The organism is Lactivibrio alcoholicus (assembly GCF_055390895.1).
In genome coordinates, this window is record NZ_AP042471.1 from 1,632,330 (window position 1) to 1,654,241 (window position 21,912).

At 63.4% G+C, this 21,912-nt stretch carries 17 protein-coding genes; 9 read left to right on the forward strand and 8 right to left on the reverse strand.

Annotated elements, in window-relative coordinates; genetic code table 11:
• Positions 1–11: 11 nt before the first annotated feature.
• Positions 12–824, forward strand: a complete 813-nt coding sequence (gene cbiQ, locus ACZ5IU_RS07580; protein ID WP_464421587.1) for a cobalt ECF transporter T component CbiQ — start codon at positions 12–14, stop codon at positions 822–824.
• The gene (locus tag ACZ5IU_RS07585; protein WP_464421588.1) at positions 770–1,564 is read left to right on the forward strand and encodes an energy-coupling factor ABC transporter ATP-binding protein; all 795 of its coding nucleotides are present in this window, start codon (positions 770–772) and stop codon (positions 1,562–1,564) included. The genes cbiQ and ACZ5IU_RS07585 overlap by 55 nt, the downstream gene beginning before the upstream one ends.
• A gap of 37 nt (positions 1,565–1,601) precedes the next feature.
• On the opposite strand, the gene ACZ5IU_RS07590 is transcribed toward ACZ5IU_RS07585, so the two are convergent.
• The 8 genes from ACZ5IU_RS07590 to ACZ5IU_RS07625 form a co-directional block, all read right to left on the reverse strand.
• A complete protein-coding gene (locus ACZ5IU_RS07590; RefSeq protein ID WP_464421589.1) occupies positions 1,602–2,663 on the reverse strand; it encodes a PDDEXK nuclease domain-containing protein in 1,062 nt (353 codons plus the stop codon).
• 404 nt (positions 2,664–3,067) lie between these two features.
• Positions 3,068–5,533, reverse strand: coding sequence for a C1 family peptidase (locus ACZ5IU_RS07595; RefSeq protein WP_464421590.1), 2,466 nt, complete (start codon positions 5,531–5,533; stop codon positions 3,068–3,070).
• 153 nt (positions 5,534–5,686) lie between these two features.
• Positions 5,687–7,393, reverse strand: coding sequence for a right-handed parallel beta-helix repeat-containing protein (locus ACZ5IU_RS07600; protein WP_464421591.1), 1,707 nt, complete (start codon positions 7,391–7,393; stop codon positions 5,687–5,689).
• Between the two features lie 134 nt (positions 7,394–7,527).
• Positions 7,528–9,288, reverse strand: coding sequence for a right-handed parallel beta-helix repeat-containing protein (locus tag ACZ5IU_RS07605; protein WP_464421592.1), 1,761 nt, complete (start codon positions 9,286–9,288; stop codon positions 7,528–7,530).
• A gap of 93 nt (positions 9,289–9,381) precedes the next feature.
• The gene (locus ACZ5IU_RS07610) at positions 9,382–11,220 is read right to left on the reverse strand and encodes a hypothetical protein (RefSeq protein ID WP_464421593.1); all 1,839 of its coding nucleotides are present in this window, start codon (positions 11,218–11,220) and stop codon (positions 9,382–9,384) included.
• Between the two features lie 144 nt (positions 11,221–11,364).
• Positions 11,365–13,149, reverse strand: coding sequence for a right-handed parallel beta-helix repeat-containing protein (locus ACZ5IU_RS07615; protein WP_464421594.1), 1,785 nt, complete (start codon positions 13,147–13,149; stop codon positions 11,365–11,367).
• A gap of 92 nt (positions 13,150–13,241) precedes the next feature.
• Positions 13,242–14,975, reverse strand: a complete 1,734-nt coding sequence (locus ACZ5IU_RS07620; protein WP_464421595.1) for a right-handed parallel beta-helix repeat-containing protein — start codon at positions 14,973–14,975, stop codon at positions 13,242–13,244.
• A gap of 407 nt (positions 14,976–15,382) precedes the next feature.
• The gene (locus ACZ5IU_RS07625) at positions 15,383–15,787 is read right to left on the reverse strand and encodes a type II toxin-antitoxin system HicB family antitoxin (RefSeq protein ID WP_464421596.1); all 405 of its coding nucleotides are present in this window, start codon (positions 15,785–15,787) and stop codon (positions 15,383–15,385) included.
• 420 nt (positions 15,788–16,207) lie between these two features.
• Between ACZ5IU_RS07625 and ACZ5IU_RS07630 the strand changes: the two genes are divergently transcribed.
• The 7 genes from ACZ5IU_RS07630 to ACZ5IU_RS07660 all read left to right on the forward strand — a co-directional run bounded on the left by ACZ5IU_RS07630 (position 16,208) and on the right by ACZ5IU_RS07660 (position 21,883).
• Positions 16,208–17,080 carry a phosphate ABC transporter substrate-binding protein gene (locus ACZ5IU_RS07630; protein ID WP_464421597.1) on the forward strand — a complete coding sequence of 291 codons (873 nt, stop codon included), beginning with the start codon at positions 16,208–16,210 and terminating at the stop codon, positions 17,078–17,080.
• 13 nt (positions 17,081–17,093) lie between these two features.
• Positions 17,094–17,954, forward strand: coding sequence for a phosphate ABC transporter permease subunit PstC (gene pstC / locus ACZ5IU_RS07635; RefSeq protein WP_464421598.1), 861 nt, complete (start codon positions 17,094–17,096; stop codon positions 17,952–17,954).
• Complete coding sequence (locus tag ACZ5IU_RS07640) at positions 17,951–18,778, forward strand: ABC transporter permease family protein (RefSeq protein WP_464421599.1); 828 nt, start codon at positions 17,951–17,953, stop codon at positions 18,776–18,778. The genes pstC and ACZ5IU_RS07640 overlap by 4 nt, the downstream gene beginning before the upstream one ends.
• Positions 18,779–18,803: 25 nt before the next feature.
• Entirely contained in the window at positions 18,804–19,550 is a 747-nt protein-coding gene (locus tag ACZ5IU_RS07645) for a phosphate ABC transporter ATP-binding protein (RefSeq protein WP_464421600.1), read from the forward strand.
• A gap of 74 nt (positions 19,551–19,624) precedes the next feature.
• Positions 19,625–20,326 (forward strand): alpha/beta hydrolase, encoded by a 702-nt coding sequence (locus ACZ5IU_RS07650; RefSeq protein WP_464421601.1) that lies wholly within the window; start codon positions 19,625–19,627, stop codon positions 20,324–20,326.
• A gap of 72 nt (positions 20,327–20,398) precedes the next feature.
• Positions 20,399–20,749, forward strand: a complete 351-nt coding sequence (locus tag ACZ5IU_RS07655) for a DUF3795 domain-containing protein (RefSeq protein ID WP_464421602.1) — start codon at positions 20,399–20,401, stop codon at positions 20,747–20,749.
• Positions 20,750–21,061: 312 nt separating this feature from the next.
• Positions 21,062–21,883 carry a hypothetical protein gene (locus ACZ5IU_RS07660; RefSeq protein ID WP_464421603.1) on the forward strand — a complete coding sequence of 274 codons (822 nt, stop codon included), beginning with the start codon at positions 21,062–21,064 and terminating at the stop codon, positions 21,881–21,883.
• Positions 21,884–21,912: the final 29 nt, after the last annotated feature.

Consider the following 21,912-nt stretch of genomic DNA (forward strand, 5'->3'; position numbering starts at 1 on the left):
CCTCCTTTCGAATGTCGCATTCCCTCGACCGAAACCTGACGGAGCTTGCCGGCGCCGCGGGCGAATCGCTCGGGTCGAGCCCCGTCCACCGGCTCGACCCCCGGGCGAAGTGCCTCGTGACCGTTCTCTTTGTCGTCGCCGTGACGTCGTTCGGAAAGTACGACGTGTCGCGGCTGACGCCGTTCGTCCTGTATCCCGTCGCGATCACCGCGCTGTCGGGCGTCCGGACGGGCGCGGTCCTGAAGCGCACGCTGCTCGCCACGCCCTTCATCCTGCTCGTCGGCCTGTTCAACCCCTTCTTCGACCGGCAGGTTCTCTTTCGAATCGGCGGCCTCGCGGTCACGGGCGGGTGGATGTCGTTCCTCTCGATCGCGGTCCGGTCGTTCCTCGCTGTGTCGGCGGCCGTGCTTCTCGTGCTCACGACGCGCTTCGACGCGCTCTGCCTCGGCCTCGCGAAGATGGGCGTCCCCCGCGTCTTCGTGACGCAGCTCGAATTTCTCCACCGCTACATCGGCCTGCTTGCGGGCGAGGCGCAGCGCATGGTTCGGGCGCACGACCTGCGCTCGGGCGGAAACAGGCCGAAGCTCGCGCTCGCCGCGTATGCCCCGATGATCGGGCTGCTGCTTTTGCGCGCCTTGGACCGCGCGACGCGCGTCCACCGGGCGATGAAGGCGCGCCTCTTCGACGGCGAGATCCGCGTTTTGCGGCCGCTCGCGTTCGCGCGCAGCGACCTTGTGTTCATCCTCGCATGGGGAGGGTTCTTCCTGATGTGCCGATTCGTGAATCTGCCCGGACTCCTGTCCGGCCTGGCTATGGCCCGATGAGCCATCACTATCTCGACGTCCGCGACCTCCGGTACGCCTACCCCGACGGCACGGAAGCCCTGCGGGGCGTTTCGTTCCGGCTGGAGCACGGCGAGGCAATCGGCCTCGTCGGCGCGAACGGCGCGGGGAAGTCGACGATGATGCTCGCGCTGACCGGGCTGATCGTCCCTTCCGGCGGAACGATCGACGTCGGCGGGACGCTGCTGTCGAAGAAGACGGTCGGCGAGGTGCGCCGCAGGATCGGCTTCGTCTTCCAGGACTCCGAGGACCAGCTCTTCATGCCGACCGTGTTCGACGACGTGGCCTTCGGGCCGGTCAATCAGGGGCTCTCGGAGTCCGAGGTCCGCGAGCGCGTGACGGATGCGCTCGAACGCGTCGGCGCGGAACGCCTCGCCGACCGGCCGACCTACCGGCTTTCCGGGGGGGAGAAGCGCGCCGTCGCGATCGCGACCGTCCTCGCGATGCTGCCGGACGTCCTGATAATGGACGAACCCGGATCGGGACTCGACCCGTACGGACGCCGCCTGCTGATCGGCCTGCTGCGCGACTTCCGCCACACGCGCCTGATCGCGACGCACGACCTCGACATGGTGCTCGACGTCTGTCCCCGGACGATCGTCCTCCACGAGGGGCGCATCGCCGCGGACGGCGATACGCGCAGGGTCTTCTCCGACGCGGCGCTTCTCGAACGCTGCCGCCTGGAGCAGCCGTCGGGGATGCGGGGGGCTGCTGCGCCCTGACGGGGGCGGCAGCCGGCGTCGATTGTGGATGTGCGTTTCACATTTCGATGTTCTCGAGAAGCCGGGAGATTTCTTCGGGCGACGGCAACTGTCCTCTCAGATTCAGCGGGAGTTTTCGAGTGATCTCATAGGTGGCGACGCCGATGGGCTTTCGGGCGTCGTGAAGCGTATATTCGACGATGGTGCGATTCTTCTCCTTGCAGAGAATGATTCCGATTGAGGGGTTCTCATCCTCCCGGCGAACCTGTTTGTCCAGCGCGGTCAGATAGAACTGCATCTTGCCGACGAATTCCGGCTGGAATTCGCTGATCTTGAGTTCGATGGCGACGAGACATCGCAGGTGTCGATGGAAGAGAAGAAGGTCGATAAAGTACTCTCTTTCTCCGACCTCAATCCTGTATTGACTGCCCATAAAGGCGAACATCCCGCCCATGGCCCGCAGGAAGTCTTCGATTCTCGCAATGATTGCCCGCTCCAGTTCCCGCTCGCTGTGTTCATCTCCCAGTTCGAGAAAGTCGAACGTATACTCGTCCTTCACCGCGAGCTTGGCTTGGGCGCGCAACTTCGGCGAAAGCGTCCGGTCGAAATTGCTCTGACCGAGAAGGGATTTTTCGTAGCTCCCGTTTTCGATCTGGTGGAGAAGCACATTTTTCGACCAGCCGAACTTGCGGGTCATGCGGATGTAGAACTCTCGTTCCAACGTGTCGGGACATCGCTCCAGAATGACGAGATTGTGGCTCCAGCCTATTTCTCGCACCAGTGGTGCGAGTTTTTCAGCGTCCCTGTATGTCTCATAGAACCCCTTCATTCTCCAGAGATTTGAAGCCGAGAAACCTCCGACGCCGGGAAACTCCCGCCGCAAATCGCCGGCAAGCTGTTCGACGATGGACTTCCCCCAGGTTTCTCCCTTCTGCCTTTCAACGATCATCCGTCCGATATCCCAGTAAAGGCTCACCAGTTCCACATTGACTGCTTTCAGCGCCGCATACTGCGCCGAACGCACGCGTTCCTTCACGGAAGACAGCAGTTCCGCATAATCAGACGGAAGGTCCATAGAGGCTTCTTCGTTTCCGAGTAGTTCGCTTTTTCCGCGGTTCATGTCGAACGCACCTCCGCCCCGGGCGGGAGCCATTGGAGGATCGCCGAGCAAGACGGCGTTCCCGACCGGTTTTATGCATGGAATGCTCCCGTTTCGACTCGCGACAATTACACTTCCCCAAGCGGGAACGCGCGGGATATCCCGGCAAGAGTTTGTGGAAAACATATCACAAACAAACCGGCGCTGCATGAAACGGAAGACGTCGCGTACAGACGGCGACAGCGGCTATGTTCTTCTCTCCCGCTACGACGGAAATATCGCCCTGATCGTCGCCGTGCGGCACCAGCGCGAAATCGGGTATTGACGGAAGACGCTTTCCGTCATCGAATCATGCGCCGGAAAGCAAAAAACGCCCCGTTAACCGCAATTGCGGCTAACGGGGCGTTTTCTTACGTGAGGGTCCGTCAGGAGCGGCGTTTTCCGGTCAGCAACAGCGGGACGATCAGCAACAGCGCGATCGGCGCGACTGCCGACGCGGAGCATCCGCCCCCGCCGCCGGTCGCGCGGGCCTGAGGCGTCGGCGCCTGCGCGCCGTCGGGGATTCCGATGGCCATGACGGTCACCGCGACGCGGACGACGCCCGCCGTCTCGTTCCAGTCATACGAAAGCCCGTCCGTGACGGTGATGTCGACGCCCTGTCCGTCTGCGCACGCTGCCGCGGCTTCGCGGGACTGCGTCCCGGAGTCGGTCTCCGTGAAGACGCGCTCCCACTTCTTCGAGCCGCGATTGAGCAGCAGCACGAGCCGGTGCGTCCGCCAACCGGTTTCACCCGCGTGCGGTGCGTCCGGGAATGTCGCCGTGAAGGAGCCCTGTTTCGATCCCGACGCGAGCGTCATCTCGACCACGCCGCCGCGGGAGCGGATCTCCGAAAGGCTCGTTGCCGCGCCGCGCCCGGGCGCTGCGGCGCCGCGCGCCGCAGCGGACGAAAGAACTTCCTGAAGATAGACCGCGACGGTGTAGAGGGCCCTGTTGAAGGTGTCCCGCGGGAGCGCCCCCTGTTCGATTTTCGCGACGAGGTCCGGGTTCGCTTCGATGAGCAACTTCCCCAGAAACTCAGTGAGCGCGTAGGTATCGTTCAGGAGATCCTGCGCTCCGGGGCGGACGGCGTCGGGGTCGGATTCCGGCAGCCATTCGATGACGCTTTTCAGGATGTTCAGGTCGGAGGCGCGGATGCCGAGGACGGCGAGCGCCTCTTCGAGCGCGGCCGCGTCGGGGATGTCGCCGGACGGATCAGCCGGGATCGTGAACGGCGTCGGCGCAGGGCTCGGCGTCGGACTCGGAATCGGCGTCGAGGTGGGGGCCGGCGTCGGCGTCAGCGTGGCGGTCGGCGTCGGACTCGGGGTCGGCGTGGGCGTCAGCGTGACGGTCTTCGAGAACGCCTTGAGACAGACGTTCGCGGTAGCGTTATAGGTGGTGAGGTCGTACCAGGTCGTTCCCGAAGAACTGTAGAAGCTTTCCCCGGTATTCGCCCGCGCCGTGTCGCTGTACCCGGGGTACGCGTACTCCACGGGGATGGGGTATCCGTACCCTGGGGTGGTGAGCTTCACGACGACGGAGAAGCGCTGCCCGCCTGTCAGCGTGACCGGCGACGGCAGCGCGACGACGTGATAGCCTGGGGCGGCGATGGTTCCGCCGAACGGGCCGATCGCGCGCGTTCCGGAAACGGGGTCGCCCGCGGCGACGCCCGTGTAGACGGAGATTTCATACGCGGCGTCGGCCGTCGCCGTGTAGAAGCTCACGGCCGTCAGGTCTTCGCGCGTCGCGTGTTTGCTCCCGCGCCCGCTCCCGGCCGTGAAGACGTTCGAAAACCACGCCGTGGGTGTGGTTCCAAAGCCCAATGCATCGACCCATCCCAGGGGATCGTAGTTGTAGACGGCATCGGATTCCGTCGTCGGGCCCGCGATGAAGACCGCTCCGTCGCACAGCGACGCGTCGTTGTACGAAAGATGGAAGTATCCGCCGTCGCCCCATCCGGTCCCCCAGCTGTTCTTCACGATCCACGCGCCGTTCGTCCCCGCGTCGGGGCTGAAGAGGTCATGGCTGAACGCGTCGTCCCAGCCGACCACGAGGACTTCGTGGTTGGAACCGCCCGCGCCGTCGTAGTAGTACGTCCCGTTCGCGGCGGAGTAGTATTTCGACTCCCACCGGAACGCGACCGCGACGGCGCCCGATGTCATCAGGGCGCTCTTGATGTCGGCGTCGCTCGTCTTGCCGGTGGTCCAAGCAAGGTAGTTCACGTCCGTCAGGTGCTTCCGGGTCGCGTAGTTCGACCAGTGTCCCGAGGGGCGTTCGACGGTCGAATACGGGCAGTCGGCCTCGTCGACGGGGCCGGTTCGGCGGGCGAGCAATGCCGTCGACTTCCACAGGTTTCCGCCCTGATCGAGGGTCGGATCGTCTCCCGCCGGCAGAACCTTTTTCGTGAAGGAGCCGTCTCCCGTATAGGCGTACCATGCGAGGTGCATCTCGGAGAAGTCGCGGCTTTCGGCGGCCACCGACCCCAGCAGGAACGATTCGATCGATCCGAGCGTCGCGAAGGTCCAGCAGGTCCCGTAGGGGTTCTGGTTCCTGACCGGCGTCACGCGTCCGAGGGCGCGGAGGTCGTACGAAGCGGGGATGGGCGCGCCCGCCCGTGCGGCGGCGGAGCGGCCTTTCACGTGAGACAGATCGATCGGAGCGGGGATGTATCCCGTGGAGTGTTCGGAATCGCCCGTGACGGGCAGGGCGTGCTTCGCCCGAACGTCGTCCATGTATTTCACGAACGCGGGGTTCATTGGAGCCGCGACGAGTTCCGCGGTCATTCCGGACGAAACCGAGGACAGCAGAAGGACGGCGACGAGAAGCGGACACGCGAAAGCGGATCGAAAACGCATAGAGCAATCTCTCCTTGTTTGGCGATGAGATGGGATCGTTGCGAGGAGTCTCGTAACTGTATTCTGTTTCGGCTGCGGAGTGGATTTGAGTGATACCAGTTTTTGTCCGGACATCGGGGGAAACGCGCATCGGGCGCGTCTCCCCCCGGAACGCTATCGTCTCGTCAGGAAAACCGGCAATGCAAGCAGCAGCGCGAGCGGTAGGGAGCCCGCCGCAGCGCCGGCGTCGCACCCGCCGCCGCTGCCCGTATCGCCGACCGCTGTTTCGGCCGCGCGGACCGAGCACACGCGGAAGGTCACGATTCCGACGGCCGGTTCGAGGTCATACGATCCGTTGTCGGCCACGACATTGCGCCAGGTCATGAGTCCTTCGCCCTCTTCGTAGAAGTCCGGCGGCGTCACGCCGTCGGGGAGCGTCCGGCCGGGTTGCAGCTCGAACTGAACGCCCCTGTCCGGCATGTCGTAGCCCGAACCGTCGGCCCGCGCGAAGAGCGCGTAGTATCGCGCCCGCGCGGGGTAGGACGCGGTGTATTCCACGACGAGATCCCGGCTCTTGATCGCGACACCCTCGAACGTGTTCGCGTAGTAGAGCGACGCCGTCATGCCCGCAAGCGAGGCCGTCGCGTCGCCCGAAATCCCGGAGATGTCGTTCGAGAGGGCCGTCATCACGGAATCGAACAGGCCGCTCGCCGGATCGGCCAGGGCGTCCTTCACCTGCGCGACATCCGCGTCGCCGATGATCGACCGGGCTTCCGGTTCGGACGCGCCGGAGTAGCCGGAAAACGACCTCGCCGACCTGTTCGGAGCGCTCCCGATCGTGCAGTCGCCGTCGGCCTTGTAGAGGCCGGAAATCTGGTCCGGTCCGTTGCCCGTCACGACGGTCTTTTTCGTGAGCCGGCACTTCCCGGCGGCGTTCGGGTCGGAGAGCCCGTAGAGATGGAAGATGCCGCCGCCCCGGTATTGGGCGCTGTTGCCCGTAATCAGACATGTCTCGGCCGTCAGGACTCCGGCGTTATTGTAAACGCCGCCCCCGTTGCAGCCGGAACGGTTCCCGGTAATGGAGCAGTTCTTGAGTTTGAGCGTTCCCGTATTCTCGATGCCGCCGCTGCTGATTCCGCTGTGGGATGCGACGGTGCACCCGCTCATTTCGAGAGTCCCCCCGTTGCTGATTCCTCCGGGACCCCCGCTGCCGGTGTTGTTCGCGATCTCGCAGTTTTTGATTTTCGCGGACGCGCCGCCCGCGTTGTATATCGCGGAACACCCTCCGCTGCCGCCGGCGTTGTTCCGAATCGCGCCTCCGTCGATTTCGAGTTTCCCTGTGTTCCAAATGCCGCCGCAGCTGTAGCCCGACGTATTGTTCTCGATCACGCAGTTTTCCATCGTCAGCGTTCCCTGGGAGAAGATGGCGCCGCCTTCGAATGCGGCGCGATTTTTTGTAACGGTGCAGTCTTCCATCTTCAGGGAGCCGTCGTTGCGGATCGCTCCGCCTTCCCCCATATCTCTCCCGCCCCCGGTGAGGGTCAGTTTCTTGAGCGTGACGTTTCCGCCGGCGGGAATGTAGAAGATGCGGTTCCCTCCGGTCTGTCCGATCGTCGCCGGTCCCTCGATCGTGAGCTTCTTGTCAAGCGTCAGGTAGTTCGTGAGGGTCGCGCCGCCGCTCGAGAACTTGATCGTATCGCCCTTGCCCGCCTTCGAAACGATGTACCGGATCGATCCCGCATCCGTCGCGGAATCGGCGGTCGTCGTGACCGTCCACGTCTTCGCGTCGCACAGCGCCGCACAACCGAAAACCAGCGCGACCGCTGCGCCGATCGCTGCGGAAACGCGCCTCCCTGCTTTGATCCGAACTGCATGGTTCAACCGATTCATCTCCGTTCGAGTAAAGAGTATGGAAAAATTGATAAAAAGCGCATCGTAATGCTTCAAAAGCATACACCTTCACACGATGTGAAGGTCAAGGCCGATCCGGGAAGGCTTTCGCGGCCTGTTGGAGGCTATTTCCGGGCGTTTCGTCGCGATCGCGCAAACGCCGGCAGCGGCAGGGCCAGCAGCAGCGCGAGCTGCGCGACGCCTGTCCCTTCGCCTGCATTGCACCCGCCGCCGCTGCCCGTATCGCCGATCGCCTTTTCGGCCGCGCGGACCGAGCAGACGCGGAAGGTCACGACGCCGGTCGCGGGTTCGAGGTCATACGACCCGTTGTCCGTCACGACCGAGCGCCAGGTCATGAGTCCTTCGCCCTCTTCGTAGAAGTCGGGCGGCGTCACGCCGTCGGGCAGCGTCCCGCCGGCCTTGAGCTCGAACTGCACGCCCCTGTCCGGAAGCTCGTAGCCCGCCCCGTCGGCCCGGGCGAAGAGCGCGTAGTAGCGCGCCCGCGCGGGGTAGGACGCCGTGTATTCCACGACGAGGTCCGTACTTGTCACGGCGACGCCCTCAAACGTGTTCGCGTAATAGAGCGACGCCGTCATGCCCGAAAGCGTTGCGGTCGCGTCGCCCGAAATCCCGGAGAGATCCTGCGACAGGACCGTCCTCACGGCCGCGAACAGATCGCTCGCCGGATCGGCCAGGGCGCTTTTCACGTTGGCTGCGTCCGCGTCGCCGACGATCGACCGGGGTTCCGGTTCGGACGCGCCGGAATAGCCGGAAAAGGCCGTGGCGGACCTGTTCGGGGCGCTTCCGATCTGGTTCGTTCCGTCTGAGGTGTATCCGTTGTAGACGTAGATGTTGTCCGGCGTGTTTCCGGCGATCGTGCATGCGCTCTTCAGCGAGAGAGAGCCGCCGCCTCCGATGCCGCCCCCGCGCTTTCCGGCGGAGTTGTTCCGGATCGCGCTTCCGGCCAGGGTCGCTGCGGCTCCGTCGTTGTAGAGGCCGCCTCCCTCGCCCTTCGTCTGGGACGCCCGATTCGATTCGACGGCGCAGTTCGTCAGCGTCGCCGTTCCCCCCGTGAAGCAGACGCCGCCCCCAAGATATCCGCAGGCGTTGTTTCGGACGGCGCCTCCCGACACGGTCAGGGTTCCGTTGCCGTGAACGCCTCCCCCGTCCCCATAGGAGTCCGTCGTGTTCGATTCGACGACGCAGTTCGTCAGCGTCGCCGTTCCCGAGAAGGCGACCCCGCCGCCGAAGAGCGCGCCCGTATTGTTCTTCACCGTGCAGCCGGTCATCGTCAGCGTCCCGTTGGACACGTAGACGCCGCCTCCGGAGTAGGAGCTGTTGAGCAGCGTGTTGCCGGAAATGACGCAGTCCGTCAGCGTCGTCACGGATCCGGCGTCCGCGGCGATTGCGCCGCCGTTGCCGCGGCACCGGTTGTTCTGGAGGACGCATCGTTCCATAATCAGCGTCCCGGCGTTGTCGACGGCGCCGCCGTACCCGCCCGACGGGAAGGCGCCCGAGAGCGTCAGATCCCTCATGACGGCGGTCGAGCCTCCCGGGATGACGAAAAGGCGGCTTCCCGAGTACTGCGCCGTGATCGTCGCCGGTCCCGCGATCGTGACGGTCTTCCCGGAAGAGATCGATACGGCCGCCCGGAGGGAGACGGTTCGCGCGCCGTCCGCGAACCGGATTTCGTCCCCGTTCCGGCAGTTGTTGACGATCGTCCGGAACATTCCCGTCTTGTACGACCAATTGGTCGGATCGTCGCCGGGATCGGTCACTGTGAGGACTTCGGCGCGCGCCGGATGCGCCGGTACGAACGGCAGGAGCGCTGCGAGCAGCGCGAGCGCCGGAAGAAACCGAAATGCGAACCTATCGTTGCGTGTCATGGATCCATTCATCTCCTCGACATATTTTGTGGAGCCCGGGCGCGGGATGGGTTCGGGCTCCACGGCATACTCAGGGGGTCTCCCGAATCCTTTTCAGCGCGAACGTTCGCGCCCTTTCGGGACATTGCTTCCCGGATTCAGGAAATGCAGCAACGGAAGGGCGAGCAGCAGCGCGAGCGGCGCGCCTTCGGCCGCCGAAGCACCCGCGTTGCATCCGCCGCCGCTTCCCGTATCGCCGACGGCCTGTTCGGCCGCGCGGACCGAGCAGACGCGGAAGGTCACGACGCCGGCCGCCGGTTCGAGGTCGTACGACCCGCCGTCGGCCACGACCGAGCGCCAGGTCATGAGCCCTTCGCCCTCTTCGAAGAAGTCGGGCGGCGTCACGCCGTCGGGGAGCGTCCCGCCGGCCTGCAACTCGAACTGCGTGCCGCGCGTCGGAAGCTCGTAGCCCCCCGAACCGTCGGCCCGGGCGAAGATCGCGTAGTAGCGCGCCCGCTCGGGGTACGAGGCCGTGTATTCCACGACGAGATCCGTGCTTGTCACCGCGACGCATTCGAACGTGTTCGCGTAGTAGAGCGACGCCGTCACACCCGAAAGCACGGCCGTCACATCGCCCGACGCTCCGCCGATGTCGTTCGAGATGGTGTTTGAGATGGTTGCGAACAGGTCGCTCGCCGGGTCGGCCAACGCATTTTTCACCTGCGCGACGTCCGCGTCGCCGATGATCGAGCGGGGCTCGGGCTCCGTCGCGCCGGAGAAGCCGGTAAACGACCTCGCCGACTTGTTTGGAGCGCTTCCGATCGTGCAGGTGCTGTCGGCCTTGTAGAAACCCCAGACCTGATCCGGCCCGTTGCCCGTCACGATGGTCTTGTCTTTGAGCCGGCACTTCTCGGCGGGGTTGGGGTCGGAGCGCACCTCGAGATGGAAGATGCCTCCGCCGTAGTATTTGGCGTTGTTTCCCGTAATCGTGCAGCCTTCCGCCGTCATGGAAGCGCCGTTATTGTAGATGCCGCCCCCGTTGCAGCCGGCGCTGTTTCCGGTGATTGCGCACTTCTTCAGTTTGAGCGATCCCGTGTTCTCGATGCCGCCGCTGGAGCCTCCGCTGTTGGAGCTGACGCTGCCGCCCTTCATCTCGAGGGTTCCCTCGTTTTTGAGCCCCCCGGCGCCGCCCCAGCCGGTGTTGTTCGCGATCTCGCAATCCTCGATTTCCGCGGACGCGCCGCCCGCGTTGTATATTCCCGTGTCTCCCGCGGAGCCGCCGATGTTGTTCCGAATCGCGCCTCCGTCGATTTCGAGCGCGCCTTCGTTATAGACGCCGCCGCAACGGGAGTGCGCGGTGTTGTGTTCGATCACGCAATTCTTCAATGTGAGTTTGGCTCCGTAGGTGGTCTTGCGGTTCATGATTCCCGCGGCGACGGATGACGAATTTCCCGTGACGGTGCAGTTTTTCATCGTCAGATTTCCCTCGGAGAAAATGCCGCCGCCCTCTTTGCTCGACGAATTTCCCGTGACCGTGCAGTCTTCCATCGTCAGGGAGCCGGAACTGTAGATCGCTCCGCCGCGTTCCATGGACCGTCCGCCCCCGGTGAGCGTCAGTTTTTTGAGCGTGACGCTCCTGTTCGGATAAATGGAGAATATGCGGTATTCTCCGACCTGCTTGATGGTCGCCGGGCCTTCGATCGTGAGTTTCTTGTCGATCGCCAGAAGACCTGTGATATTCGACCCGCCGCTTGAAAATCTGATCGTGTCCCCGTTGCCCGCTTTCGATATGATGCACCGCAACGACCCCGTATCCGTCGCGGAATCCTCGGTCGTCGTCACCGTCCACGTCTTCGCGTCGCCGGCGGCTGCGAAGAGAAAAAACATCGCGGCGCCGATGCCGAGCGCCGCGAGATTCCGAAAGCCCCTTCCGATCCGAACCCCATGTGTCACCAAACGTCATCCCCAGTCGAAAAAAGAGTGTAGAAAAAGTGATGTATACCGCATCGTAATGCTCCGGGAGAATACACCTTCACACGGTGTGAAGGTCAAGGCCGATGAAGGGCGGAGAGGTCGCTTCGGACCGCTGCGACGGGGCTATTGCCGGGTATTTCTCCGCATCCTCGCGAAAGTCGCGAACCTGAGTGTAAGCGGCAAGGCAAGCAGCAGCGCGAGCGGGGCGAAACTTCCTCCTGCGCCGGCGTCGCACCCGCCGCCGCTGCCTGTGTCGCCGGTTGCTTCGGCCGCGCGGACCGAGCAGACGCGGAAGGTCACGATTCCGGCCGCGGGTTCGAGGTCATACGACCCGCCGTCCGTCACGACCGAGCGCCAGGTCATGAGCCCTTCGCCCTTTTCGTAGAAGTCGGGCGGCGTCACGCCGTCGGGCAGCGTCCCGCCGGGCTTGAGTTCGAACTGCACGCCCCTGTCCGGAAGTTCGTACCCCGATCCGTCTGAGCGCGCGAAGAGCGCGTAGTACCGCGCCCGCGCGGGGTATGAGGCCGTGTATTCCACGACGAGGTCCGTGCTTGTCACGGCGACGCCCTCGAACGTGTTCGCGTAATAGAGCGAGGCCGTCATGCCCGAAAGCGTCGCGGTCGCGTCGCCCGAAACCCCGGAGAGATCCTGCGACAATGCGCCCGACACGGCCCGGAACACGTCGCTCGCCGGATCGGTCAGGGCGTTTTTCACCTGCGCCACGTCCGCGTCGCCGACGATCGAGCGGGGCTCCGGTTCGGTTTCGCCCGAGTAGCCCGAAAACGCCGTCGCCGACTTGTTCGGGGACGTCCCGATCTGGTTCGTTCCGTCGGAGGTGTATCCGTAATAGGCGTAGAGGTTGTCCGGCGTGTTTCCGGTGATCGTGCATGCGTTCTTCAATGAGAGCGAACCCGAGGTTCCGATTCCGCCGCCGCGCTTTCCGGCGGTATTGTTCTTGACCGCGCACTTGACCAGAGTCAGCGTTGTTCCGCCGTTGTAGATGCCGCCGCCCTCGCCCGTCGACTGGGACGCCGAATTCGATTCGACGGCGCAGCTCGCCAGCGTCGCCGTCCCCCCCGTGAAGCAGAGGCCGCCTCCCAATAGCCCGCAGGAGTTGTTTCGGACGGCGCCTCCCGACATGGTCAGGATCCCGCCGCCGTAGACGCCTCCCCCGGATCCGTACGAGTACGCGGTGTTCGATTCGATGATGCAGTTCGTCAGCGTCGCCGTTCCCAGGAAGTCGACGCCGCCGCCGAAGAACGCGCCCGTATTGTTCGTCACCGAACAGCCGGTCATCGTCAGCGTTCCCTTGTACACGTGTATGCCGCCCCCGGAGCAGCCGTAGTTGAGCAGCTTGTTGCCGGAAATGACGCAGTTCGTCAGCGTCGTCACGGAGCCATCGCCCGCGTCGATGGCTCCGCCGTTGCCCCGGCACTGGCCGTCTTTTATCGCGCATCCCGTCATGGTCAGCGTCCCCTCGTTCCTGACGGCGCCGCCGGAGCCGCTCGTCGGGAAGGCTCCCGAGAGCACCAGGCTCTTCATGACGACGGTCGCGCCTTTCGGAACGACGAAATAGCGGGTTCCCGAATAGTACTGCGCGGTCGTGATCGTCGCCGGGCCCGTGATCGTGACGGCCCTCCCGGGAGTGAAACAGACGTCCGCCCGGAGATACACGGTTTTCGCGGTATCCGCGAACCGGATTTCGTCCCCGTCCTGACAGTCGTAGATGACCGTTCGGAACATTCCCGCCTTGTCCGGCCAATTGGCGAGATCGTCTCCTGGATCGGTCACGGTCCGGACGACGGCGTGCGCCGGATGCGCCGGGACGAACAGCAAAAGCGCCGCGAGCAAGGCGGGCACAGCGAGCGCCGGAAGAACCCGAAACGCGAAACCGTCGTTGCGTGTCATGTATCGTTCATCTCCCCGCTACGTTTTGTGGAGCCTGAAAACAGTTTGCGCTCTGACACAACGGCAGAGTCAAGAGATCTCCCAAAACTTTTTCACCGCGATCGCTCGCGCCGTTTCGGGGCGTTTCTTTTTGGATTCGGGAAATACAGCAGCGGCACGGCGAAAAGCAGGGCGAGCGACGCGCCTTCGGTCCCTCCCGCGCCGGCGTTGCACCCACCGCCGCTGCCTGTGTCGCCGGTTGCTTCGGCCGCGCGGACCGAGCAGACGCGGAAGGTCACGATTCCGGTCGTCGGTTCAAGGTCGTAGGAGCCATTGTCCGTTACGACATTGCGCCAGGTCATGAGGCCTTCGCCCGGGACGTAGAAATCGGGCGGCGTCACGCCGTCGGGGAGCGTCTGCCCGGGTTGCAGCTCGAACTGGACGCCCCTGCCCGGCATGTCGAAGCCCGAGCCGTCGGCCCGGGAGAAGAGCGCGTAGTAGCGCACCCGCTCCGGATACGAGGCCGTGTATTCGACAACGAGATCCCGACTCTCGATCGCGACGTTTTCGAACGTGTTCGCGTAATACAGCGACGCCGTCATGCCCGAAAGCGACGCGGTCGCGTCGCCCGATATCCCGCCGACGTCGTTCGAGAGGGCCGTCCTCACGGCCGCGAAGATATCACTCGTCGGGTCGGCCAGGGCGCTCTTCACTTCTGTCACGTCCGCGTCGCCGACGATCGAGCGGGGCTCGGGCTCCGTCTCGCCGGAATACCCCGAGAACGCCGCAGAGGACCTGTTCGGGTTCGTCCCGATCGTGCAATTGCTGTCGGCCTTGTAGGGGCCCGAGATCTGGTCCGGCGTGTTGTTTTTCACGGCAGTCTTGTCCTTGAGCGAGCAGTTGTCCCGGCCGACGGAATTGAAGACGCCTCCGCCGGACGAAGCTGCGTTATTCGTGACGGCGCAGTCTGTCAGGGTGACGGTCCCGGATTCGCCGTATTTTTCGGGCGGGAGATAGATGCCGCCGCCCTTTCCTCCGGAGTCGTTGTTCGCGATCGAGCACTTCTTCATCTCGAGAACGCCGCTGTTTCCGATTCCGCCGCCGTCGCCGCCCGCGAGGTTGTACCGTATCGCGCACTCCTCGGCCTTCAGCGTCCCGTTGGCGTGAGAAACGCCGCCGCAGCAGCCGGACGCCGAATTATGTTCCACGACGCAGTCTTTCATCTGCGTCTCTCCGTAGCTGAACACGCCGCCGCACGACCCCGACGCGATGTTTCTCACGATCGTGCACGACGTCATCTTCAGGACGTCGAAATTGATGATGCCCCCGGCTTCGGCGGAAGCATTCTCCGAGACCGTGCAGTTTTTCATCGTCAGCGTCGCGCCGTTCAGAACGGCGCCGCCCTGAATCCACGCGGAGTTTCCGGTCAGGGTGCAGCCTTCCATCGTCAGGTCGCCGTAGTTGCACAGCGCTCCGCCGTGCGACGAGACGCCACCCTTCAGCATGAGGTTTTTCAGCGCAGCCGTAACGCCGTCGTTCACCACGAAAATGCGGTGCTGGTATCCCGTCTGCCGGATGGTCGCCGGCCCCTCGATCGTTACATTTTTCCTGATATATAGCTGCGACGTGAGCGTCGAACCGGTGCTCGAGAATGTGATGGTGTCCCCGTTCCCCGCGTTCGCCAGAATGTACCGGAATGCCCCGGAGTGTATGGATGAATCCTCGGTCGTCGTCACCGTCCACGTCTTCGCGTCGCCTGCGGACGCGCAGCCGGACAGCAGCGCGAGCGCGACGCCGAATAGAATGCAATGCCGGTAGGACCGCTTCGTTCCGTCTGTGAGTCTCACCCGAATCATCTCCCATCGCCGCAAGGGCAGTCTGACGAAAAAGAACACAATCCCCGATTTCGATAAATATGCACCCTGACATCGTGTCAGAGTCAAGCGGAAAAGCCGAAAACTTTTCTGTGTTTCCGCGCGGAACATGTATCGCGCGGATGATCGCGGACCTCCGTCACGACCGAAGGCCGGGGCGCGTCACTCGGCCCGGCGCGTCGCTCGCCGCGGGGGTTCCGGACGCACGCACCGAGGCGGAACCATACGAACGAAAGTCTAGCACGAAGATTCAGTCACGACTATTACAGTCCGGGAAAAAGAGATACGGGCCCGCACTTTCGCCGGGCAGAAGAATGAAAGAGCGCCCCTCGCCGCGATCCGCGAGAGGCGCTCCTTTTTGTGGACATTCCGACGGGGGATCACAGTCCGAGTTTTTCCCGCAACGCCTCCTGCAGCGTGCTGGAAAAATTGACGTTCGAATCCATCGCGAGGCGGTTGAGCCATTTGGGAATCGTGACGTTCTTGCTGACGGACTTGTTGGAGTCCTCGCCGCGGAGAATGTCCAGACGAACGTCGACGAGAACGGCGATTTCGCCTTTCTTCGGCCGGAGTTCGTTCAGGGGTGTCGGCGACGGAATGTCGTCGTGATCGTCCTCCATGCAGAGAAGGTGACCTCCCAGCGCGTCCCTGGCGCTGGCGACGGCATCGGCGTACCCCTCGCCGAAGGTGTTGCATCCCGGCAGATCCGGGAAGCGCACGTTGACATATTGGCCCTCTTCCGAAAGCAGCGCCGGATAGACCCGAATATCTTTTTTCGCGCTCATCTCCATCACGCCCCAGCAAACGGAGTGTAATGCGCATTATTATGCGCGTCAAGGGGCGCGGATTGTGAAAACGACCGCTTCGGCTATAATCGAACAGGTTTCATCACGTTCGTCACGAAGGAGGGAAGCCCATGTCCGGGATGTGCATGTGAGGAAGCATGAGGAGGCGCGGCGCGCCGACCCTTGCGGAACCGCATTCCGGGCGGGATGTCTCCCTGTCGTTCGCTCCGTCCGCTCGTCCGTAAGAGTCTCTTTCGTTCACGGCCCCCTGCGGCCGCCTGTCAGGTGCGAAAGATCCCCGCAATGTATCCACACAATCCACATCTGTTATCCACAAATGTGTCGAACCCTGTCGCCTGTGGCGAAGTTGTCCACAGGCATTCCCGAATGTCTTGCCGAATTTTGAAAGGAGTGTTTTTCATGAAACGATTCGCATCCCTATTGTTCGCTCTCGCACTTGCGCTTTCCGCCACGCTCGCCTGCGCGGCGGAGTTCGACGGAACGCTGACGCTCATGGGCTCGTCCACGCTCGGGCCCGTGATCTCGCAGGTCGCCAAGACGCTCGCCGACGAGAAGAAGACGTGGAACGCCGTCGACCCGTCCCTGCCCGCGCTGCCCATCCGGATCGTCGTATCGGGGAGCGGCTCCGGCGAGGGAATCAAGGCCGTCACGGGGGGCCTCGCGAACTTCGGTCTCATCTCGCGTCCGCTCTCGGAGAAGGAAAAGGCCTCTATCGACGGACTGAAGGCGTACCTTCTCGGAACCGACGCGCTGACGATCTCGGTCAACCCGGCCAACGAAATCGCGAAGCTCCGCGACGGCCTCTCGACCGAAGAACTCGCGAAGATCTTCGGGGGCGAATACGCGACGTGGAACGACCTCGACGCGAAGCTGCTGAAGGACCCGATCGTGGCCGTCATCCGCGACATCGGCGGCGGCGCGCACAAGGTCTTCCAGGACGCTGTTCTCAAGGACAAACCCGTCCGCAAGGACGCGATCCAGGCCCCGTCGATGGGCGCGCTCGTGACGAAGATCATCGAGAACAAAAACGCGATCGGCTACGCGTCCTCCGGAATCTCCGCCCAGAACGAGGGCAAGCTGATCCCGCTCGCGGTCGACGGCGTGAAGCCGACGAACGAGAACATCAACAAGGGGCTCTACAAGATCTCCCGCCCGCTGCTCGTGCTGAAAAAAGGCGAGCTGACCGCGCCCGAAAAGGCGTTCGTCGATGCGCTGCTGTCGCCCGCGGGCATGAAGATCGTATCCGACATGGGGTTCGTCCCCGCGAAGTAGGTTGCGCGCCGCGGTGACATCCCGCCGGTTCGAATCCGTCGTCGCCGCTTCCGTGGCCTGGCTGGCCAGGGGGGCGGCGGCGCTCTTCCTGTTCGTCGCGCTGGCGCTGCTGAAGGAGAGCCTCCCCGCGCTGTCGCACGCGTCGCTGTGGGGCTTTCTCTCCGGGAGCGACTGGCTGCCCACGCTGACCGACCCGGTTCTCGGAATCCTTCCGATGATCGCGGGAACGCTCGCCGTGTCGTTCGGCGCGCTCGTCGTCGCGCTGCCCGTCGGCGTCGGCGCGGCGCTCGCGCTCTGCGTCGCGGGACCGCGAACGCGCGCCGTCGTCCGGCCCGTGATCGACGTTCTGGCCGGAATCCCGTCGGTGGTGTACGGCTTCCTCGGCCTTCTGACGGTCGTTCGCGGCTTCGAGCGGCTCGGGATGGCGTCGGGGGAGTCGGTGCTCGCGGCGTCGCTCGTCCTCGGCGCGATGATCCTGCCCTTCATCGTCGCCGTGTGCGAGGAGGCCATGCGCGACGCCGTCGCGCGATACGGCGCGGCGTCCCTCGCGCTCGGCGTCGGGCGCGACGAGATGCTGCTGCGGCTCGTGCTGCCCGCGTCGCGCCGGGCGATCCTTGCGGCGGCCGTTTCGGGGCTGGCCCGCGCGCTCGGCGAGACGATGGCCGTCATGATGGTCGCGGGCAACTCGCCGCTCTTCCCGACGCTTCTCGGCCGCACCGAGACGATTCCCGCGCTGATCGCGCTCGAAATGGGCTGCGCGGAGGTCGACAGCCTCCACGTCTCCGGGCTCTACGCGGCGGGGTTCGTGCTGACGGTGCTGCTGTTCGCGCTGTCGCTCGCCGCGCATCGCCTCCGGGGGAGGGCCGGACGATGAGGCGCGCCCTTCCCGCGTTCGTCCGCGCCGCGTCGCGCTTCGCGTGCGGCGTTGCGTTCGGCCTGGTGATCGCGATCGTCGCGCTTCTGGTGTTCGAGAGCCGGGGCGTCCTGACGGCCGGCTTCCTGACGCAACCGCCTTCGGGCCTTCCGATCGGACGGGAGGGGGGCGTCGGTCCCGCGATTCTCGGAAGCCTGCTCCTGGGCGGAACGGCGTGCCTGTTCGGCCTGCTGCTGGGTCTGTCCGTCGCGCTGCACCTCGTCTTCGGGCGTCCGTCGGCGTTCGAGGCGGCCCTCCTGCACATGGCCGTTCGCGTGACCGCCGGAATCCCCTCGATCGTCCTCGGGCTGTTCGGCGCGGCCTTCCTCGTCTCCGGGCTCCGGATGGGGCTGTCGCTGCTCGCGGCCGGGATCGTCCTCGGAATCATGATCTTCCCGTTCATCGAAGTGCGCGCCGAAGAGGCCTTCCTGCGCGAACGGACGCGCCTCTTCGTCCCGTCGCTCGCGCTCGGGGTCGGCCGGTACGCCACGGTCTTCCGGCTCGTCGTTCCCGCCTGCCTGCCGGACCTCGCATCGGCCGCCGCGCAGGCCGCCGGCTTCGCGATGGGGGCGACCGCGCCCGTCATGTTCACCGGGGCCGTCTTCTACTCGTCCGCGCCGCTCGGGCCCCTGTCGCCCGTCACGGCGCTGCCGATGCACCTCTACGTCCTCGTGACCCAGGGAATCTCGATGGACCACGCCGCCGCGACCGCGCTCGTTCTCGTCGCGCTCGTCCTGATCCTCAACGCCGCAGCCTTCCTGTTCTCCGGAAGAAAACGGCGCTGACACGCCCGAAAGGAGACACGCCGCCATGCCCCTGCTGGAACTCCGAAACGTCACCGTCCGATACGGCCGAACGACTGCGCTCTCGAACCTGTCGCTCCGCATCCCCCGGGGCGAAATCACCGCGATCATCGGCCCCTCCGGGTGCGGCAAGACGACGCTTCTCAAGGTCATGAACCGCCTGATCGACGAGGAACCCGGCGCGGCCGTCGACGGCGACCTCCTGCTGAACGGAGCTGCGGCAGGGCGCGATGACGCGCACGCATTGCGCGAACGGGTCGGAATGGTCTTCCAGACGCCGATGCCCTTTCCGCTCTCGATCCGCAAAAACGTCGCCTACGCGCTGCCGTCGCGCGGCGTCAGCGACAGGGCGGAGCAGAAGCGCATCGTCCGGGAAAAGCTCGAAATGGTGCGCCTCTGGGACGAAGTCGCGCACGACCCCGACCGCTCGGCCCTGCACCTCTCCGGCGGCCAGCAGCAGCGGCTCTGCATCGCCCGCGCGCTCGCGACCGAACCGGAGGCCCTGCTTCTCGACGAACCCTGCTCATCGCTCGACGTGGGGAACACCGCGAACATCGAGGACATCCTCAAAAGCCTGAAGGGGCGCTACACGTTCGTGATCGTGACGCACAACCTCGCGCAGGCCCGGCGCATCGCCGACCGCGTCGTCGTCCTCATGGACGGGAGCCTCGTCGAAGAGGGCCCCGCCGCGGACGTCTTCGCGGCCCCAAAGGACGCGCGAACGGCGGCCTACCTCGGCGGGGCGATCGGATAAGGGCGCTTGACACGACGCCCGAAAGTGAGAAGATCGCACTATTCGGACATAACAAGGAGAACGAAAAACACACAATGGAAACGACACAGACAAACATCGCCGGCATCCCGGCGCTTCTTTACGGCCCCCCTTCCGACAAGGCCTTCCTCTTCGTTCACGGACGGTATTCCAGAAAGGAAGAAGCGGAATCCTTCGCGCGCGTCGTGACCGCAAAGGGCTATCAGGTCGTCAGCTTCGACCTTCCCGAACACGGCGAGCGCGCGGGCGAGGCGTATCCCTGCACCGTCCGGAACGGCGTCCGCGACCTGCGCGCCATATACGACGCGGTGACGAACGCACACCGGAGCCTGTCGCTCTACGCGTGCAGCCTGGGAGCGTACTTCAGCCTGGTGGCGTACGGCGGCGTCGCATTCGCGCGCTGCCTCTTCGTGTCGCCGATCCTCGACATGGAACGCCTGATCCGCACCATGATGCGCTGGTCGAACGTCACCGAAGAGCGCCTTCGGGGCGAAAAGCGGATCGAAACGTCCTTCGGCGAAACGCTGTCGTGGGAGTATTACGAATATGTGAGGAACCACCCGGTCACGCGATGGGACAGCCCGACCTCCATCCTGTACGGAGAGAACGACACCCTGACCGAACGGGACGTCCTCGACTCCTTCGCGCGGAAGTTCAAGTGCCGCGTGACGGTCATGAAGGGCGGCGAGCACTACTTTCACACGCCCGAACAGCTCGAGTTCCTGCATGGCTGGATCGAGGGGCAGGAGTACGAATGAACGCGGCCCAAGCGGCGACCGGAAAGTCCGCATCCCGCCGCGCGATACGGACATGAAAGGGAGGCATCGGGGATGATAGCGCATTGCGGCATCAACTGTGACGAGTGTCCTTCCTACAAGGGGACGATTGCAGGCGACGAAAGCCTTCTCGTCGAAATGAACGAGAAGTACGGCGACGTGCAAAGCGACGCGATCGACTTCGTCTGCCTGGGGTGCAAGTATCCCGATCTGAAACTTATCGCCACGGATTGCGCGCGCTGCGCGATCCGTGCGTGCGCGCGGGCGAAGGGCGTGGATTTCTGCGCGACGTGCGACGAATACGAAACCTGCGACACGGTGAAGCCGTACCGGGGCGACGGAACATTGCCCCGCGACCGTATGAACGCCTTCCTGCGCGCCAAGAACGCCCGCGCGAGCCGGTGAGGCATTCGCGGCGCAACTCCGGCGGACACGGCTTCTAATCGGTGAAAACTATAGATAGCGATTGTTTTGTCGAGGACGTAAAACATCGTTGCGGATTCAGACCGGCGCTACATCCCTGTTTCATCGTCGTCCGAAGCGCTCAATGCACTGTTTTCCAAATGTGGGTTTTGAGCTTGACAAGACACTTGTATTTGAGTTATTTTATTTTTTGTTAATGAATATGTAAATCGACGTGTCGAAATAACTCTTGATGGAAGCGAACGCCGGAGATCATCTACGTGTGGGAACCTTTGGACAGCAAAGGAGACACAGATGGATCGAACAATAATCAGCGATATTGCCGACAAGACCGGACTTGAACAGGACGCGGTGAGAGATGTTGTGGCGGAATTCGCACTTCAGCTGCACCGTAATGCGTTGGAATATAGCGCTGGGTACGGCGATTTTATCGGTGCGGACCTTTGGTATCAGGTGGGCGATCAGGCGTTCTACCACTTGCTCGGGTTTGTGGAATACTTCGCAGAGCGGTATGACTGGGAAAGTGGAGATGCAACCGAATATTTGCGGCGTTTAGGCAGTCCTTCCGAATGGGAACCCTTTCGGCGTCAGATGGAAGGCTGGAGAATCGCTGATTCAAACAGAAAGATTTCCTTTGCTCACCCAGGAAAACATAAAGCATTCCATGATGAAGAGCTAGATCTCAAAGAGATGGAATTAAAGGACGAAATCATCCGGGAAGTAGCGAAGGAGCGTTGCAGAAAAATTTCCGGCGCGGTTATCCTCGAACTCCAGAAAATGAAGGAAGGCATGCAGTCGGGGGACGACACGCCTCTCAGGAATGTCTGGGACGAAATATGCGTTCAGGTACAAGATGAAGAATCTGTAATGTGGGATGCTTATTTGGATACGATCCAATCACTTATAGAGTATAGGGTTGAAAAAATTGATCTTCCAACGAAGCGAATTATTTGGTTTCAGGCTAAAGACTACAATGGTTATTATGACAGTCAAGAAGAACCTGTTTTCAGCGAAGACGCTATTGTCAAATACATATTGAATGACTTCCTGCTTCCGGCGGCGGGTAATTGGACTAACAAACGAATAGAAAAATACCTTGAGATGTATTATGAATAATTTGAAATGATATTATACTATTGTTTCTG

Bases quoted from the DNA above. Each gene is read 5' to 3' on its own strand.
- cbiQ (WP_464421587.1), top strand. From the start codon at position 12: ATGTCGCATTCCCTCGACCGAAACCTGACGGAGCTTGCCGGCGCCGCG.
- ACZ5IU_RS07590 (WP_464421589.1), bottom strand. From the start codon at position 2,663: ATGAACCGCGGAAAAAGCGAACTACTCGGAAACGAAGAAGCCTCTATG.
- ACZ5IU_RS07595 (WP_464421590.1), bottom strand. From the start codon at position 5,533: ATGCGTTTTCGATCCGCTTTCGCGTGTCCGCTTCTCGTCGCCGTCCTT.
- ACZ5IU_RS07605 (WP_464421592.1), bottom strand. From the start codon at position 9,288: ATGACACGCAACGATAGGTTCGCATTTCGGTTTCTTCCGGCGCTCGCG.
- ACZ5IU_RS07615 (WP_464421594.1), bottom strand. From the start codon at position 13,149: ATGACACGCAACGACGGTTTCGCGTTTCGGGTTCTTCCGGCGCTCGCT.
- ACZ5IU_RS07625 (WP_464421596.1), bottom strand. From the start codon at position 15,787: ATGAGCGCGAAAAAAGATATTCGGGTCTATCCGGCGCTGCTTTCGGAA.
- ACZ5IU_RS07630 (WP_464421597.1), top strand. From the start codon at position 16,208: ATGAAACGATTCGCATCCCTATTGTTCGCTCTCGCACTTGCGCTTTCC.
- ACZ5IU_RS07640 (WP_464421599.1), top strand. From the start codon at position 17,951: ATGAGGCGCGCCCTTCCCGCGTTCGTCCGCGCCGCGTCGCGCTTCGCG.
- ACZ5IU_RS07645 (WP_464421600.1), top strand. From the start codon at position 18,804: ATGCCCCTGCTGGAACTCCGAAACGTCACCGTCCGATACGGCCGAACG.
- ACZ5IU_RS07650 (WP_464421601.1), top strand. From the start codon at position 19,625: ATGGAAACGACACAGACAAACATCGCCGGCATCCCGGCGCTTCTTTAC.
- ACZ5IU_RS07655 (WP_464421602.1), top strand. From the start codon at position 20,399: ATGATAGCGCATTGCGGCATCAACTGTGACGAGTGTCCTTCCTACAAG.
- ACZ5IU_RS07660 (WP_464421603.1), top strand. From the start codon at position 21,062: ATGGATCGAACAATAATCAGCGATATTGCCGACAAGACCGGACTTGAA.